The organism is Candidatus Corynebacterium faecigallinarum (assembly GCF_052264515.1).
In the GTDB taxonomy this organism is placed as follows: Bacteria; Actinomycetota; Actinomycetes; order Mycobacteriales; family Mycobacteriaceae; genus Corynebacterium; species Corynebacterium faecigallinarum.
In genome coordinates this window covers 81,061-94,550 of the sequence record NZ_JBQQOC010000009.1, presented here as the reverse complement: position 1 = coordinate 94,550, position 13,490 = coordinate 81,061, and the positions used below count along the sequence as shown (strand labels likewise).

Here is a 13,490-nt window from a genome sequence, read left to right as displayed (position 1 = left end):
TGTCGGGCCTGATGTCGGGCTGAGGGAACCTAGAACTCCAGGTTGTGGGCCAGTTCCCAGGGAGTGACCTGGGACTGGTAGGCCTTCCATTCCCGCCACTTGTTGCGCAGGAAGTACTCGAAGACATGCTCGCCGAGGGCATCGGCGACCAGCTCGGACTTCTCCATCTCGCGCAGTGCCAGATCCAGGTCACCGGGCAGGTCCTTGTACCCCATCGCCATGCGTTCGCGACGGGTCATCCCGGCGACGTCCTCCTCCACCGGCAGGGAGAGCTCATAGCCCTCCTTGATGCCCTTGAGGCCGGCAGCCAGCAACACCGCATAGGTCAGGTAGGGGTTCGCCCCGGAGTCCGGGGTGCGGATCTCCACCCGGCGCGACGACGGCTTGTGCACGGTGTACATCGGCACGCGGATCATCGCCGAACGGTTGGACGCCCCCCACGTCGCCGCCATCGGGGCTTCGTCCCCACTGGTCAGACGCTTGTAGGAGTTGACCCACTGGTTGGTCACCGCGGAGATCTCCGGGGCATGCTCCAGGATTCCGGCGATGAAGGACTTCGCCGTGGTCGAGAGGTAGAACAGGTCGTCCGGGTCATGGAAGGCGTTGTCCTCGCCCTCGAACAGGGACATGTGGGTGTGCATCGCCGAACCGGGGTAGTCATGGAACGGCTTGGGCATGAACGTCGCCCGCACGTTATTGCGGCGGGCGACCTGCTTGACCATGTAGCGGAAGCTCATCACGTTGTCGGCCATCGACAATGCGTCCGCGAAACGCAGGTCGATCTCCTGCTGGCCGGGGGCGGCCTCGTGATGGGAGAACTCCACGGAGATTCCCATGGACTCCAGGGCAGTGATGGCGTCCTGCCGGAACAGCGGGGCAGCATCGGTGACCGCCTGGTCGAAGTAGCCACCGGTGTCCGAGGGCACCGGGCGCCCGTCCGGACCGTCCTCCTCCTTGAGCAGGAAGAACTCGATCTCGGGGTGCACGTAGCAGGAGAACCCCTCGTCCGCGGCACGGTTGAGCTGGCGACGCAGCACCTGGCGCGGGTCAGCCCAGCTGGGCTGCCCGTCGGGCATGGCGATGTCGCAGAACATGCGTGCGGTCAGCGACTGGTCGCCGGTGCCGCTGTCCAACGGCAGGATCTGGAACGTCGACGGGTCGGGACGGGCGATGGTGTCGGACTCCACCACGCGGGAGAAGCCCTCGATCGACGACCCGTCGAAACCAATCCCCTCGGCGAACGCCCCTTCCAGTTCGGCTGGCGCCACGGCCACGGACTTCAGGTATCCCTGAATGTCGGTGAACCAGAGACGGACGAAGCGAATATCGCGCTCTTCGATAGTACGCAGGACGTATTCCTGTTGACGGCTCATGCCGACCATCGTAGCTGTGATGAGGGCCCCGGATTGTGACAAGTTCGTTAACATCTGTCCGGCGAAGGTGGCACAATATGTGGACATGGCTGACAGCACGCAACGACCCTCCACCGGTTACCTCACCCCCACCCGTCAGGTCCGCATCGGCGACCTGCGCGCCCGCAAGGCGGACGGCGACAAGTGGGCCATGCTCACCGCCTACGACTACTCCACCGCCAGGGCCCTTTCCGACGGTGGAATCGAATGCCTGCTGGTCGGTGACTCCGCGGCGAACGTGGTCTTCGGCTACGGCCAGACCCAGCAGATCAGCCTCGACGAGATGATCTACCTCGCCGCCGCCGTGGTCCGGGGTGCCGGCAACGCCCTGGTCATCGCAGATCTTCCCTTCGGCACCTACGAGGCCTCCGATGAACAGGCCGTCCTGTCCGCCTCGGAGATGATGCGTCGGTCCGGTGCGGCGATGGTGAAGATCGAGGGCGGGGTGCGCATGGTCCCGCGGATCCGGGCCCTGGTCGCCGCGGGCATCCCGGTGTGCGCGCACGTCGGATTCACGCCGCAGTCGGTCAACGCCCTGTCCGGGTTCAAGGTGCAGGGACGCGGCGACGGCGCCGAGCAGCTGATCGCCGATGTGAAGGCGGTTGCCGACGCCGGTGCCGACTTCGTGGTGCTGGAGATGGTGCCGGCGGATGTGGCGGCGAATGCCACCGCCGAGGTCGACATCGCCACCGTCGGCATCGGGGCGGGTCCCGACACCGACGCCCAGGTGCTGGTGTGGCACGACATCGCCGCGCTGCCGGCCGATGGACACCGTCCGAAGTTCGCCAAGCAGTGGGCAGAGGTCGGCGCGGACCTCACCGCCGCCGCAGCGTCCTACCGTCGTGAGGTTGCCGAGGGCACCTTCCCCGCCGCGGAGCACTGCTTCTAGGCGGCGCTAGGCGAAACTAGTCTTCGTCCCACTCATCAGCGGCCTCGGTGCGTTCACGGGCGGTGGTCAGCGCGCGTTCCGCCTCCGCCCGGGTGGCATAGGGGCCCATCCGGGAATCCCACCCGGAGGTCTTGCCCTGGGTCACCTCGCCGGTGGCGGTGTCGAAGTACCAGGACCCGTTGGTGCTGTCGGTGTTGTCCGTGTTCGTGGTCATGCCCGCCATCGTAACCATCTGTGTGCCCGCTCGACGGCTCCGCTGCCCGAGACGGGGCCTCACAGTGCACCGATGATCACGAGGACAAGCGAGACCAGCCCCAGGACCACCGTCGACACCGTCAGCGTCACGACTCCCAGTACGGACGGCGCGATGCTGCCACGTTCCATTCCGAGGAACTGCCGACGATAACGCCTGACCTGGGTCATGTAGATCACCAGGCCCACATACGCCAGGAGTCCCGCCACCAGGACCACTGGCCGACCGTAGGAGCTGACCCAGTGCAGCATTGCGGTCGCAGTGAGCATGAGGCGCATCGCCGTCCTGCTCCAGGACAGGTTCGTCCGCTCAGGCTGCAGCCCCGGATCCCGCACCATGGTCACCCGATGACCAGTAGCGCGAGAATCACCGCGGCGAGGATGGCACCGGCCGACAGCGCCGGCACAATGGACGGCGCAGGCAGGGGTTTATCGTGGCGCATCGCGCGTTCGATCCGTAGCCAACGCACCGCGGATCCCGCAGCGAGCAGGACGCCGGTACCGATCGCCGCCAGGGCAGCGAAGGTCCGCAGTCCAGGTTCGAGCACCGAGTCCGGCAGAGCCTCGATACCCACTCCACCGGCGACGAATGCCAGCGCGGTACGCATCCAGGCCAGGAAGGTGCGTTCATTGGCCAGCGTGAAACGAGGGTCAGGTTCCTCACCGTCAGGGAAGAACCACCGGGTCGTCAGTGACCGTCGGTCCCCGGTCGCCGTGGCCTCATCCGTGGCCTTGCCCTTGGTCGCGTCGTCCTTGGCACTCACGGTGAGCCATTCTAGTCGGACAGCGCGCCTGTATCCCGGTTGTCTCCCGACGCCACCGGGTCGAGGTAGGAAGTTGGGTGTCGAGAGGGCCTGTGAGCCGGATTCTGTCCTACCAGGCGAGGACCGGCGGTGCCGTTCCTGCCCGGCGAGGTGATCATCCATCTGGGTCGACCGTCACCGGCCGCCTCACGCGGTCTACCTGTCCCTTGTCCGACGGGCCGCCGACGGGACACGGCCACACCGTTGCCGGTGCAGCCACTTGACCTTGCTCCTGGTGGGGTTTACCTAGCTGCGCCGGTCACCCGACGCACTGGTGCGCTCTTACCGCACCGTTTCACCCTTACCCGGCCACTGGTGACCGGGCGGTCTGTTTTCTGTGGCACTGGCCCGCGGGTCGCCCCGGGTTGCCGTTAGCAACCACCGTGCCCTGTGGAGTCCGGACTTTCCTCGATTCCGGGCGTGTCCCGTGACGGGCCGTCCCCGGAACCGCGATCACCCGGCCCTCTCGACGAGGTCCAACGTTAGCACTACCGCAGGTAGTGGGTGTCATTGACCTCGGTGACCACGGAACGTCGGGGGTAGAACTCCGCAACCGACAGGCCGGCCAGGTCCAGGTGCAGTGTGGTGTACATCGTGGCCGGGACGTTGAGTGCCTGACGCAGGATCGACTTGATCGGCGAGACATGGCTGACCATCAGCACCGTCTGCATCTCCGGTGCATCATGCAGGCGGTCGAGCAGGGCGGCGCAGCGTTGTTCGACCGCACCCATGGGCTCCCCACCGATGGCGGGGACGCTGGTGTCGTCGCACCATGCCTGGTGCTCGTCCGGCCAGCGCCGGTGCACCTCGGAGAAGGTCAGCCCCTCCCAGTCACCGAAATCGGTCTCGATGAGGTCGTCGTCGGTGGTCACCGCCATCCCCAGAGCATCGGCCACCGCAGCGGCGGTCTGCCGGGTCCGGGTCAGCGGTGAGGAGATGATCCGGGTGATCCCCTCGCCGGCGTCCTGCCGCCTGGCCAGGTACTCCGCCGCGCGGGCGGCCTGGTCGCGGCCGGTCTCGGTCAGTTCCGGGTCACTGCGTCCGGAGAACACCCCGGCGACCGACATGGGGGTCTGTCCGTGGCGCAGCAGCAGCACCCGCAGGCCGGCCCCGGCACAGTCCTCCCCCATCCACCCGGGTCGTGACGTCGCTGACGTCGATGTACTCATGAGTCCTCCCGGATCAGCAGGCAGTCACATTCCGGGCAGGTGACCAGTTGGTCCTGCGGCGCGGCGATGATCCTGGCCAATGACTGGGGGTCAAGGCTCATGAAACACGACCGGCAGAGGTTACCTGCCAGAAGTGCCGCCCCGGCCCCGGTGCTGCGTTCGGCCTCCTCATAGCGCGCGCGGACGTCCAGCGGCAGTCGGTCGCGCAAGGCGGACGACGCCGCCGCCAGGTCCTCCAGTTGTCGGTCGATGTCGGCGAGCACAGCCTTCTCGACGTCCCGGGCCCGGTCACGTTCGGCCACCGCCGTCTCAAGGGCGACCACCGCGGCGGTGACCTTGTCAGGTTCCCCGTCAGTGCTGATGAAGGCAGCGAGGAGTCGTTCCTCCCGCTCCATGGCCTCCTCGACCTCACCAAGTCGGCGTTCGGCGACGGTGAGGTCGTGGCGCAGGTCGCGCCGACGCTCGATGTCGGTGACCGAGCGCAGCCCGTCGATGTCCTCCCGCCTGCGCTCCCGCAGGCGGGAGGCGTCCTGCCGCAGGCGACGCACGGTGGAGTCGAGGTCGTCGGAGCGACGTCGTAGTCCGGCCAGCTCGCTGCGCCGTCGGTCGACGTCCGCGGTCAGTGCGGTGACCTGCTCTGTGTCGGGCAGTGCCTGACGCCGTGCGGTCAGTGACCGGGCACGGTCATCGACCTCGGTGAGTTCCCGAAGCACCGTCGGGACGCCGGACACGCTGTCAGTCACCGTCCGTCACCGCCCTCGTGCAGGGTCCATGGGTCGGTGCGTACACCGATCACCCCGGTGTCCAGGCGCGGGTCGGCGGCCGCGAGGAGGTCGGCGGCCTGGGCGCACCAGGGGAACTCACTGGCCCAGTGGGCGGTGTCGATCACCGGGCAACCACCGGCACGCAGGTGCTCGTCGACCGGGTGGTGGCGTAGGTCGGAGGTGACGAAACAGTCGACGTCCAGGCCCTTGACCGTGCCCAGGAAACTGTCCCCGGCCCCGGAGGACACCGCCACCCGGTGGATCATGTGCTCCGGGTCGCCGGCGGCACGCACGCCCCAGCGGGTCGTCGGAAGCCGGTCGGCGACCCGGGCAGTGAACTCCCGCAGGGTCATGGGGGTGTCCAGCGCGCCGACCCGTCCGATGCCGTAGCCGGTCTCCGTGGCGTCCTGCGGGGTGCACGGCGCCAGGGGCTCACCGGGGGTAACCCCCAGAAGTTCAGCCAGCCGGTCGTTGACCCCGGGGCGTGCGGAATCGGCACTGGTGTGGGCGGAGTAGAGGGCGACTCCGGCGCGGATCAACCGGTGCACGATGCGTCCCTTCGGACTGTCGGCGGGTACACCGGTGACGCCACGCATCAACAACGGGTGGTGCACCAACAGCAGGTCCGCACCTTCCTCGATCGCGGCGTCCACCACCGCATCGGTGCAGTCCAGGGCAACCCGGACCCGGGTTGCGTCCTCGGCCGGGTCACCGCAGACCAGACCGCAGGCGTCCCAGGATTCAGCGAGATGCGGCGGGTACGCCTCTTCGATGACCGCCACCACATCGGCGACGGTCGGGGGTCCGGGAGGTGCAGAGGGAGCGTTCACGCCCTCCACGATAGCTGCTCGTCTGCATCCGGGTCACTGCCGCGACCCAGGGTGACTACCGCATTCCGGCGCAACCCGTGCCCCTCATTACCGGCATTCATCTTCAAGTTCTGGCACCCTGGTTGCTGTGGTAGACGCAGACTGGGCAGCAGACAACGGCAACTCGGGTGCACCGGACCTCACCGGCACCCTCGACGGGACGGGCCGCACCCTCCTGATCGACGTCGACGGGACACTGGTGGACTCCTACCCGGGGATCCGCTCCAGTTTCCTGCGCGCCCTGGAGGACAATGACGTCGAGGTACCGTCGGAGGATCAGCTGCGTATGATCGCCGGCCCACCGATGATCGACACCCTGCGTGGTCTCGGCCTGGACGAGGAGACCTGTACGTCCACCCTGGCCAGCTACCGCGAGCACTACGACGGTGGCGGCTGGCTGGAGGCCCGTCCCTTCGACGGGGTCGAGGCCCTGCTGCGTGGCTGGAAGGACGCCGGTTTCACCCTGGTAACCGCAACCTCCAAGTCCGAGTCCTCGGCGATGCGTCTGCTGCGTCATTTCGGGTTGGACGGCTTCTTCGACGCCTTTGCCACCGCGTCCGACGACGGGTCCCGCCGTGCCAAGCCGGAGGTCGTCGCCCAGGCACTGTCACTGTTGGGACTGGACACCACATCCGTCGCCGACGGCGGGCCGGCCGGGCGTCCGGACATGCTCATGATCGGCGACCGGATCCATGATGTCGAGGGCGCCCACGCCTACGGCATCCGCGCCGCGCTGGTGGACTGGGGTTACGGTAACCGTGCCGAGCACAAGAAGGCTGACTACTCCGTCGCCGACCAGTGGGAGATGGGACGCCTGGTCGCCGACTGGGCCGACAAACGGCCGCTGATCTGCGTGGTCTGCACCGGGAACATCTGCCGGTCCCCGATGGGCGAGATCATGCTGCGTGCTGCCCTGGTGCAGGCGGGTCTGCAGGACGAGGTGCGACTGAACTCCTGCGGCACCGATGGCTGGCACGTCGGCGAAGCCGCCGATCCGCGGGCCGTCGCGCAGCTCCAGGAGGACGGGTTCAACGGTTCCGGTCACAGTGCCGCCCAGTTCGGCCCGGAGCACCGGGATGCCGACCTGTTCCTGGTCATGACCGCCGCGCACCGTAAGGCACTGCTGAAGCAGGGCGTAGACGAGGACCGGATCGCCCTGGTCCGCAGTTTCGGCCCCGCCGGGGACAAGGAGGTCGAGGACCCCTACTACGGTGGGCCGGACGGCTTCGCGGTGGTGTCGCGTCAGCTGTCCGAGTCCATCCCCGGGATCGTCGACTGGGCCCGGGCGCAGATCGCCGCCCGGGCCTGAATACCTGCAGGCCGCTACCGCAGCTCGAAGTCCATCGAGTCGACCGTGCCGTGTCGCGAACAGGTCGACGTCCACCCGTGCGGGGTGACCTGGACGACGCGGCGTCGCCCGCACTCCGGACAGAACCGGGGGGCGTCCAGCCCGGCCTTCTGCGACGGGGAGTACTCGATGTGCTCGCCCTCCCCCAGGTCGGCACCGGTGTAGGGGTCGAAGGGCCCGGTGCCCTTACCTCGCCTTCTCTCGCGTGCCACGGTCACACGCTCCGCGACAGAACCTTGATCGGCAGGTTCAGCCGACCCATCATGTCCATGTCCTGCTCTGCCGGGCGGCCCAGGGTCGTCAGGTAGTTGCCGACGATGATGCCGTTGATACCTCCGGTCAGCCCCTGCTCCACGCCCATGTCGCCGAGCGTCAGTTCGCGACCGCCGGCGAAGCGCAGGGTGGTCGACGGCATGGCCAGGCGGAACATGCCGATGGCCCGCAGGGCATCCTTGCCGTCCATCACCGGCATGTTCGCGAAGGGGGTTCCGGGGCGGGGGTCCAGGAAGTTCAGCGGGACCTCGTGCGGGTCAAGCTCGCGCAGCTGCACGGCGAACTCGGCGCGCTGTTCCGGGGATTCGCCCATGCCGACGATGCCGCCGCAGCAGACCTCGATGCCGGCGTCCTTGATCAGCTCCATGGTCTCCCGACGCTCCTCCCAGGTGTGGGTGGTGACGACCTTCGGGAAGTAGCTGCGGGCGGTCTCGAGGTTGTGGTTGTAACGGTGCACTCCGGCGGCCTTCATGCGGTTGACCTGCTCGGGGGTGAGAGTGCCGACGGAGACGGCGACGTCGATGCCCTCGACGTTGGCGTAGATCTCCTCGATGGCGTTCTCCAGCTGGACCATGAGGTTCTCGTCCGGCCCCTTGACGGCGGCGACGATGCAGAATTCGGTCGCGCCGGTCTTGGCTGTCTGGCGTGCCTGCTCGATGAGCTCGGCGATGTCCAGCTTGGTGGAGCGCACCGGGGACTGGAAGAGGCCGGATTGGGAGCAGAAGTGGCAGTCCTCCGGGCAACCACCGGTCTTCAGGCTGACGATGCCTTCCATCTCGACCTCTTCACCGCACCACTTCACCCTGACCTCGTGGGCGAGGGCGAGGAGGTCGGGGATCTGGTCGTCGGGGAGGTCGAGGACCTTGATGAGGTCCTCGTAGTCGAGGCCGCGTCCTTCGTCGAGGACCCGGGCACGTGCAGTGGTGAGAATGTCGGTCATGCGACCACGGTATACTGAACAGTGTTCAAGTTCCAACGCGAAAACAATTCTCCACGGTCAGACGGTGTGTCAGGAGGGCGTCAGAACCTCTCCTCGTCACGGTTGCTTCGACGGTCGAAGAGCCCGCTGCGGCTCGAGCCGTAGCGTTCCTGGAGTTTGCGTTCCCTCGACATCGGCGCTGATGTCGCGGGTGCACCGTCCGCTTCCTGCTCCGCCGGTGCGTCCCGCTCCGCGGGCGCTTCCTGCGTGGCCGGCGCGTCCGACGAACTGGTGGAAGTCTCGGCAGCCTCAGAATCAGCGGCGGCGAGTTCTTCGCGACGACGGCGCCTCTCCCGGATCTCCGCCCACAGGAAATAGGCCAGACCAGCCGGTACCATCACCCCGAAGGCGATCCACTGCAGCCCGTAGGACAGGTACGGCCCGGAGTCCAGGTCCGGCAGCGGGATCTCGGACAGCCGTCCGGACGGGTCGGTCGCCTCCACCGAGGTGGCGTCCAACTGCACGTAGTCGTCCGCCAGGTCGAGGTCCACCGTGTCCCCCACCGCAGCAGTGGACATACCGTAGACCTGCACCCTGCCGTCCTCGGTGATCGGCGAGTTCGACGGGGCGTCCTCCGACATGCGGACGAACCCGGTGACCGTGGTCTGCTCCCCGGTGACCTCGGGGACGTCGTCGGCGCCGAAGTCGCCGGAGGCGTCCAACCATCCCCGGTTGACCATGACCGTCATCCCGTCACTGAGCCGGAACGGGGTCAGGGCGTGGTAGGCCTGGGTGCTGGACACCGGACGGTTCCGCAGCAGGACCTCGTCGGCCGGCAGGAATGTGCCCTGCAACTCCACCCTCGACCATTCCTTCTCCACCCCGGCACTACTGCCGTCGGTGGGGAGCACCTCCTGCGCGGGCACCGGGTCGGTCTCCAGGGCCGCCTCGAGACGGTCCTGGAAGTCCTGGGTGTCCCGGTTCTTGCCCAGTTGCCAGGGCGCGAGCACGGTGAAGGCGAAGTAGGAGAAGGCGATGGCGACCACTGCGGTGATCACCCATCCCGGGGTCAGAAACGAACGCCACCCCCTGCGACGACGGTCACCCTTACCACCGGACCGCGGTGCGGTCGGGGCGGAGGTTGAGGTCGTGGAGGGGGTGGACACCGGGTCGTTCTCAGTCACACCGGCCTAGTCTAGTCCCGACTGCCGTGTTCCCCGCAGTCGTAGCCCGAGCCAACCGGCCACGATGACCGCGATCAGGGCGATCGCGCTGGGGATCGCCGAGGCAGGGGTGGTGATGAAGGACATCAGCGCGCTCTCGTCATCGCCGTCGGAGCTGTCGGATGCCGCCGAGTCAGCGTCGTCATTGCCGCGGATGGTGACCTCGCCGTCGGCGGCATCAGCGTCGGAGTCATCGTCCTCGCGACCGTCCTCCGTCTCGTCCTCGGGCATGTCACCCAGCGAGCCCGCCTCACCGTCGCAGCCCAGGGCCGCAGCGAAACTCAGCGGGTCCATCGCGGCACCGGTCTCGTAGAAGGTACCCATCGCCGACGATCCGTCGGCGGTGAGCGTCACCGTCGCGGTGCCTTCGGCGACACCGTCGGTGACGCTGGCACCGTCGACCGACAGGTCCGCCACGGCGATACGGCCGTAGTTGTGCGGGTTGCCCTCGGTGTCGTTGGACGTCACGTCGGCGAACAGGGTGCCGGTGTTGCCGTCGATCCGGATCTCGGGGTTCGCCACGGTGGTGTCCAGCACCCCCTCGTGACCGGTGAAGTGGACCGAGCCACCGAAGGTCAGGTTGGCGCTGGTGAGGGAACCACCGGCGACCTCCGCGGTGCCGTCGTTGCCGGTGAACACAAAGACTCCGCCGCTGTAGACCGCGCCGCCTCCCAGGTCCCAGCCACCGTTGGCGATGCTGCCTCGGATATAGCTGCGGAAGGACTCCTTGACGCCCCAGCCCATCCGGGCCTCGGCGACCTGGGTGGACCCGTCCGAGGCCTCACAGGAATTCTCGCTGTCGTTGGCCACACCGGTGACCCGGGGTGCGGTCACGCCAAGGTCCGGGTTACCGGAGCCGGTGTCGACGGCGCCGGCTCCTGCGGCAGCTCCACCTCCGGTGGCCGGGGTGGCGGCGTCCAGGGCGCCGAGGCCCTCCCCTGCTCCGCTGGCGCAATCGTTACCGTCGGTCGCCAGGGTGACGTTGAGCGGGTCGGCCTCGTTGTTGCCCTCGCCGTAGTTGCCGCCGAAGGCCTTGTTGCCCTCGGCGGTGATGAATCCGGGGCCGGACAGGGTGATGTCACCGGAGCCGGCGGAGGTGATCGGCTGGTCCAGGGTGAATTCTGCGATCGCCACCTGGGAGCCGGTGTCGGCACCGGTCACTTCGGCACCCGGGGTGAATCCACTGACCGTGGTGGAGCGGTAGTCGGCGATGAACTGGGCGGTGGTGCCGCGGACCTTCACCGACATCTTCGACAGGGTGATGTCCAGGGCCCCGAAGTGGCCGTGCAGGTTGACGGAGCCGTTGAGCGGGATGTCGGCGTCCTGCCCGGAGAGGGTCGCGGCACCCGCGTCGCCGGTGAAGTCGAACGTGCCCTGGCCACGAGGGTCACCGGAGAAGCCGACACCGTTGAGGTTCCAACCGCCCATGGCGATCGGGCCGTTGAGGTAGCTGCGGAAGGACTGCTTGATGCCCCAGCCGACGGAAGCCGACTGGATCTCACCACACTGGGAGACGCCGGTGGTGGGTGTCGTCGCGGCCGCGACCTGTCCCTGGGTGTTGGGCTGTGCCTGCTGGGCGGGCTGTGCCGCCGGGGCCTGCTCAGCCTGCTGGGCGGGCTGTGCCGCCGGGGCCTGCTCAGCCTGCGGGCCCGGCTGTGCCGCTGCCTCCGACTGCCCGGCCGAGCGGGCGATCTGCACGCTGCTGTCCACGCCCTGGGCGCCACCGGGTGTGGTGGTCAGGTCCAGGCTGAACCGGTCACCGTCGTTCTTGCCGGCACCGTAGTTGCCGAGCAGTGCCTTGTTGAGGTTCTCGTGGATCCAGCTGTCGCCGGTCACGGTCGCCGCACCGGAAGCGGCACCTGCCTCGGACAGCGCCTCGTCCAGGGTGAAGGTAGCGACCGGCTCGCCGCTGAAGGCCGGCGGGCCGCCGGCAAGACTGACCACCGCCTCGACGTCCGCGGCGAGGTAGCGACCGTCGGCGATCAGCTGCGCCTGGTTACCGCGGATCTGCATCTCGAGGTTGCTCAGGGTGACGTTGATCAGCCCGGCGTGCCCGGTGAGGGTCATGGAGCCGTTCAGTGGGATGTCGGCGTCGTCTCCCCGGACCCGGGCTCCGGCCGGGTCGGCGGAGAACTGGAAGGCACCGTCCTCGGTCTTGGCTCCGCCGGTGAACCCGATGCCGTCGAGGTTCCAGTGACCACCGGCGATGGGGCCGGTGAGGTAGTTACGGAAAGACTGCTTGATACCCCAGGACAAGGTGCCCTGCGAAACCGAGGAGATCTGCCCGGAACCGGCTGCAGCCCCCTGTTCGGCAACGACCGGTTCTGCCGCAGCCGACGTCACGACGCCCGGCAGGGCGACCGCTCCGACCAGGGGCAGCGTGGCGACGACAACGGAGACCGAGGCGATGCGCAGTGAGCGGGCGGACCGCAGGGACTTCCTTGAGTTCACAGCGTGCACTTTCAACGTCATCACATGGACCCGCACAGACCCGCAGGGATCCGGCGTGATGCATGTGGATTTACACCTATTTTCAGTTAGGCAAGGCTAGTCGACCATGCCTCTGTTGACCAGCCACCAGCATCCGCACAACCACCCCCATCGGGGGTCGGGTCATGATTGCCCGGGGGCGCCAGCCATGGCTGCCCTGCCATCTCACACATCGCCAGTGCAACGACGGGGCAACGACGGGGCAGATACAGAAGACCAGCGACCCGACGGCAGAATCGCCGAGGAAAGTCGCTGGTCAAAGATGGTGCGCACTGACGGGTTCGAACCGCCGACCTGCTGGGTGTAAACCAGCTGCTCTTCCAGCTGAGCTAAATGCGCGTTGCACCGTCCACGTACCGTGCGGAACGTGGGGAGGCACGCATGGTGAACCGTGGTCCGGCTAGAACTCTAGCGCTTCATCCCACGGGGAACCAGACAGGCCCCCTGCCATTCACCGAAACGGGTGGACTTGGTCTGCACCAGGCCGGCGACCTGGGCAGACTCAGCGATGACACCGGGCTCGACGGTCCCGTCGGTACCGGCCGCCGGGGTCAGCAACCAGATACGGCCCGATTCTCCGAGGTTGCGGGTGGCGTCGACGAGACCGTCGACCAGGTCGCCGTCGTCGGAACGCCACCACAGCAGGACGAAGTCGACCATCTCGTCGGTCTCCTCGTCCAGGAGCTCCTCCCCGATCGCCTCCTCCAGCGCTTCGCTGATGGCACTGTCGGCGTCCTCGTCCCAACCAAGCTCCTGCACGACCTGGTCAGCCGTGACCTCCATGAGGCTGGCCCATTCCTGTTGTTCGTGCACTGCTGCGCCGGAGGCGTCTCCCACTTGCGGTTCCCTGACCTTTCGTCGAATTAAATCTGTCGTCATTACTAATTCCACCCTTATCTAGGGTGATTTTCTCCAGCTGGCCCGTCACCTTGGACATCCAACCGTCCGGCTGCGCTCGTCCACTGGCGACTCACGTCGTGTGCCACCTGCAGATTCACATACCGATCACTTGTGAATAGTAGGTGACGGACCGGATATTGACCAGACTTCCACCTTTTTTGGTGTGATCGCCGAAACAT

Annotated in this window: 14 protein-coding genes, 1 tRNA gene and 1 other RNA gene; 2 read left to right on the top strand and 14 right to left on the bottom strand. The window is 67.4% G+C overall.

The window, feature by feature from the left end; translation table 11 throughout:
* Positions 1-29: 29 nt before the first annotated feature.
* Positions 30-1,373 (bottom strand): type I glutamate--ammonia ligase, encoded by a 1,344-nt coding sequence (gene glnA / locus ACTXPP_RS06715; protein ID WP_443341417.1) that lies wholly within the window; start codon positions 1,371-1,373, stop codon positions 30-32.
* 85 nt (positions 1,374-1,458) lie between these two features.
* Between glnA and panB the strand changes: the two genes are divergently transcribed.
* Positions 1,459-2,301 (top strand): 3-methyl-2-oxobutanoate hydroxymethyltransferase, encoded by an 843-nt coding sequence (gene panB, locus ACTXPP_RS06710; RefSeq protein WP_301498350.1) that lies wholly within the window; start codon positions 1,459-1,461, stop codon positions 2,299-2,301.
* A gap of 16 nt (positions 2,302-2,317) precedes the next feature.
* Here panB and ACTXPP_RS06705 read toward each other — a convergent pair whose 3' ends face one another.
* The 7 genes from ACTXPP_RS06705 to ACTXPP_RS06675 form a co-directional block, all read right to left on the bottom strand.
* Positions 2,318-2,515, bottom strand: a complete 198-nt coding sequence (locus ACTXPP_RS06705; protein ID WP_443341416.1) for an SPOR domain-containing protein — start codon at positions 2,513-2,515, stop codon at positions 2,318-2,320.
* A gap of 59 nt (positions 2,516-2,574) precedes the next feature.
* Positions 2,575-2,892, bottom strand: a complete 318-nt coding sequence (locus ACTXPP_RS06700; RefSeq protein ID WP_443341455.1) for a DUF202 domain-containing protein — start codon at positions 2,890-2,892, stop codon at positions 2,575-2,577.
* 2 nt (positions 2,893-2,894) lie between these two features.
* On the bottom strand, positions 2,895-3,317 hold the full coding sequence (locus ACTXPP_RS06695) for a YidH family protein (RefSeq protein WP_443341414.1): 423 nt from the start codon (positions 3,315-3,317) through the stop codon (positions 2,895-2,897).
* 77 nt (positions 3,318-3,394) lie between these two features.
* An RNA gene (rnpB, locus tag ACTXPP_RS06690) (RNase P RNA component class A) lies at positions 3,395-3,825 on the bottom strand.
* Positions 3,826-3,844: 19 nt separating this feature from the next.
* Positions 3,845-4,525: a histidine phosphatase family protein gene (locus tag ACTXPP_RS06685; protein ID WP_301498346.1), complete on the bottom strand. Its 681-nt coding sequence runs from the start codon at positions 4,523-4,525 to the stop codon at positions 3,845-3,847.
* A complete protein-coding gene (locus ACTXPP_RS06680) occupies positions 4,522-5,268 on the bottom strand; it encodes a zinc ribbon domain-containing protein (RefSeq protein ID WP_443341413.1) in 747 nt (248 codons plus the stop codon). The genes ACTXPP_RS06685 and ACTXPP_RS06680 overlap by 4 nt, the downstream gene beginning before the upstream one ends.
* Positions 5,265-6,119, bottom strand: coding sequence for a Nif3-like dinuclear metal center hexameric protein (locus tag ACTXPP_RS06675; protein ID WP_443341412.1), 855 nt, complete (start codon positions 6,117-6,119; stop codon positions 5,265-5,267). Before ACTXPP_RS06675 ends, ACTXPP_RS06680 begins: the two co-directional genes overlap by 4 nt.
* A 127-nt stretch (positions 6,120-6,246) precedes the next feature.
* Here ACTXPP_RS06675 and ACTXPP_RS06670 point away from each other — a divergent pair, with 127 nt between their 5' ends.
* Positions 6,247-7,467, top strand: a complete 1,221-nt coding sequence (locus ACTXPP_RS06670) for an arsenate reductase/protein-tyrosine-phosphatase family protein (protein ID WP_301498790.1) — start codon at positions 6,247-6,249, stop codon at positions 7,465-7,467.
* A gap of 14 nt (positions 7,468-7,481) precedes the next feature.
* Here ACTXPP_RS06670 and bsaP read toward each other — a convergent pair whose 3' ends face one another.
* The 6 genes from bsaP to ACTXPP_RS06640 all read right to left on the bottom strand — a co-directional run bounded on the left by bsaP (position 7,482) and on the right by ACTXPP_RS06640 (position 13,248).
* Positions 7,482-7,718, bottom strand: a complete 237-nt coding sequence (gene bsaP, locus ACTXPP_RS06665; RefSeq protein WP_367618688.1) for a biotin synthase auxiliary protein BsaP — start codon at positions 7,716-7,718, stop codon at positions 7,482-7,484.
* A 2-nt stretch (positions 7,719-7,720) separates the two neighbouring features.
* Positions 7,721-8,719: a biotin synthase BioB gene (bioB, locus tag ACTXPP_RS06660; RefSeq protein ID WP_301520525.1), complete on the bottom strand. Its 999-nt coding sequence runs from the start codon at positions 8,717-8,719 to the stop codon at positions 7,721-7,723.
* Between the two features lie 80 nt (positions 8,720-8,799).
* The gene (locus tag ACTXPP_RS06655; RefSeq protein ID WP_301496848.1) at positions 8,800-9,882 is read right to left on the bottom strand and encodes an SURF1 family cytochrome oxidase biogenesis protein; all 1,083 of its coding nucleotides are present in this window, start codon (positions 9,880-9,882) and stop codon (positions 8,800-8,802) included.
* Positions 9,883-9,888: 6 nt separating this feature from the next.
* Entirely contained in the window at positions 9,889-12,372 is a 2,484-nt protein-coding gene (locus tag ACTXPP_RS06650; RefSeq protein WP_443341409.1) for an HtaA domain-containing protein, read from the bottom strand.
* 302 nt (positions 12,373-12,674) lie between these two features.
* A tRNA-Val gene (locus ACTXPP_RS06645) sits at positions 12,675-12,750 on the bottom strand.
* A gap of 69 nt (positions 12,751-12,819) precedes the next feature.
* Complete coding sequence (locus ACTXPP_RS06640; protein WP_443341407.1) at positions 12,820-13,248, bottom strand: DUF3052 domain-containing protein; 429 nt, start codon at positions 13,246-13,248, stop codon at positions 12,820-12,822.
* Between the last annotated feature and the right edge of the window lie 242 nt (positions 13,249-13,490).

Bases quoted from the DNA above. Each gene is read 5' to 3' on its own strand.
- glnA (WP_443341417.1), bottom strand. From the start codon at position 1,373: ATGAGCCGTCAACAGGAATACGTCCTGCGTACTATCGAAGAGCGCGAT.
- panB (WP_301498350.1), top strand. From the start codon at position 1,459: ATGGCTGACAGCACGCAACGACCCTCCACCGGTTACCTCACCCCCACC.
- ACTXPP_RS06705 (WP_443341416.1), bottom strand. From the start codon at position 2,515: ATGACCACGAACACGGACAACACCGACAGCACCAACGGGTCCTGGTAC.
- ACTXPP_RS06700 (WP_443341455.1), bottom strand. From the start codon at position 2,892: ATGGTGCGGGATCCGGGGCTGCAGCCTGAGCGGACGAACCTGTCCTGG.
- ACTXPP_RS06685 (WP_301498346.1), bottom strand. From the start codon at position 4,525: ATGAGTACATCGACGTCAGCGACGTCACGACCCGGGTGGATGGGGGAG.
- bioB (WP_301520525.1), bottom strand. From the start codon at position 8,719: ATGACCGACATTCTCACCACTGCACGTGCCCGGGTCCTCGACGAAGGA.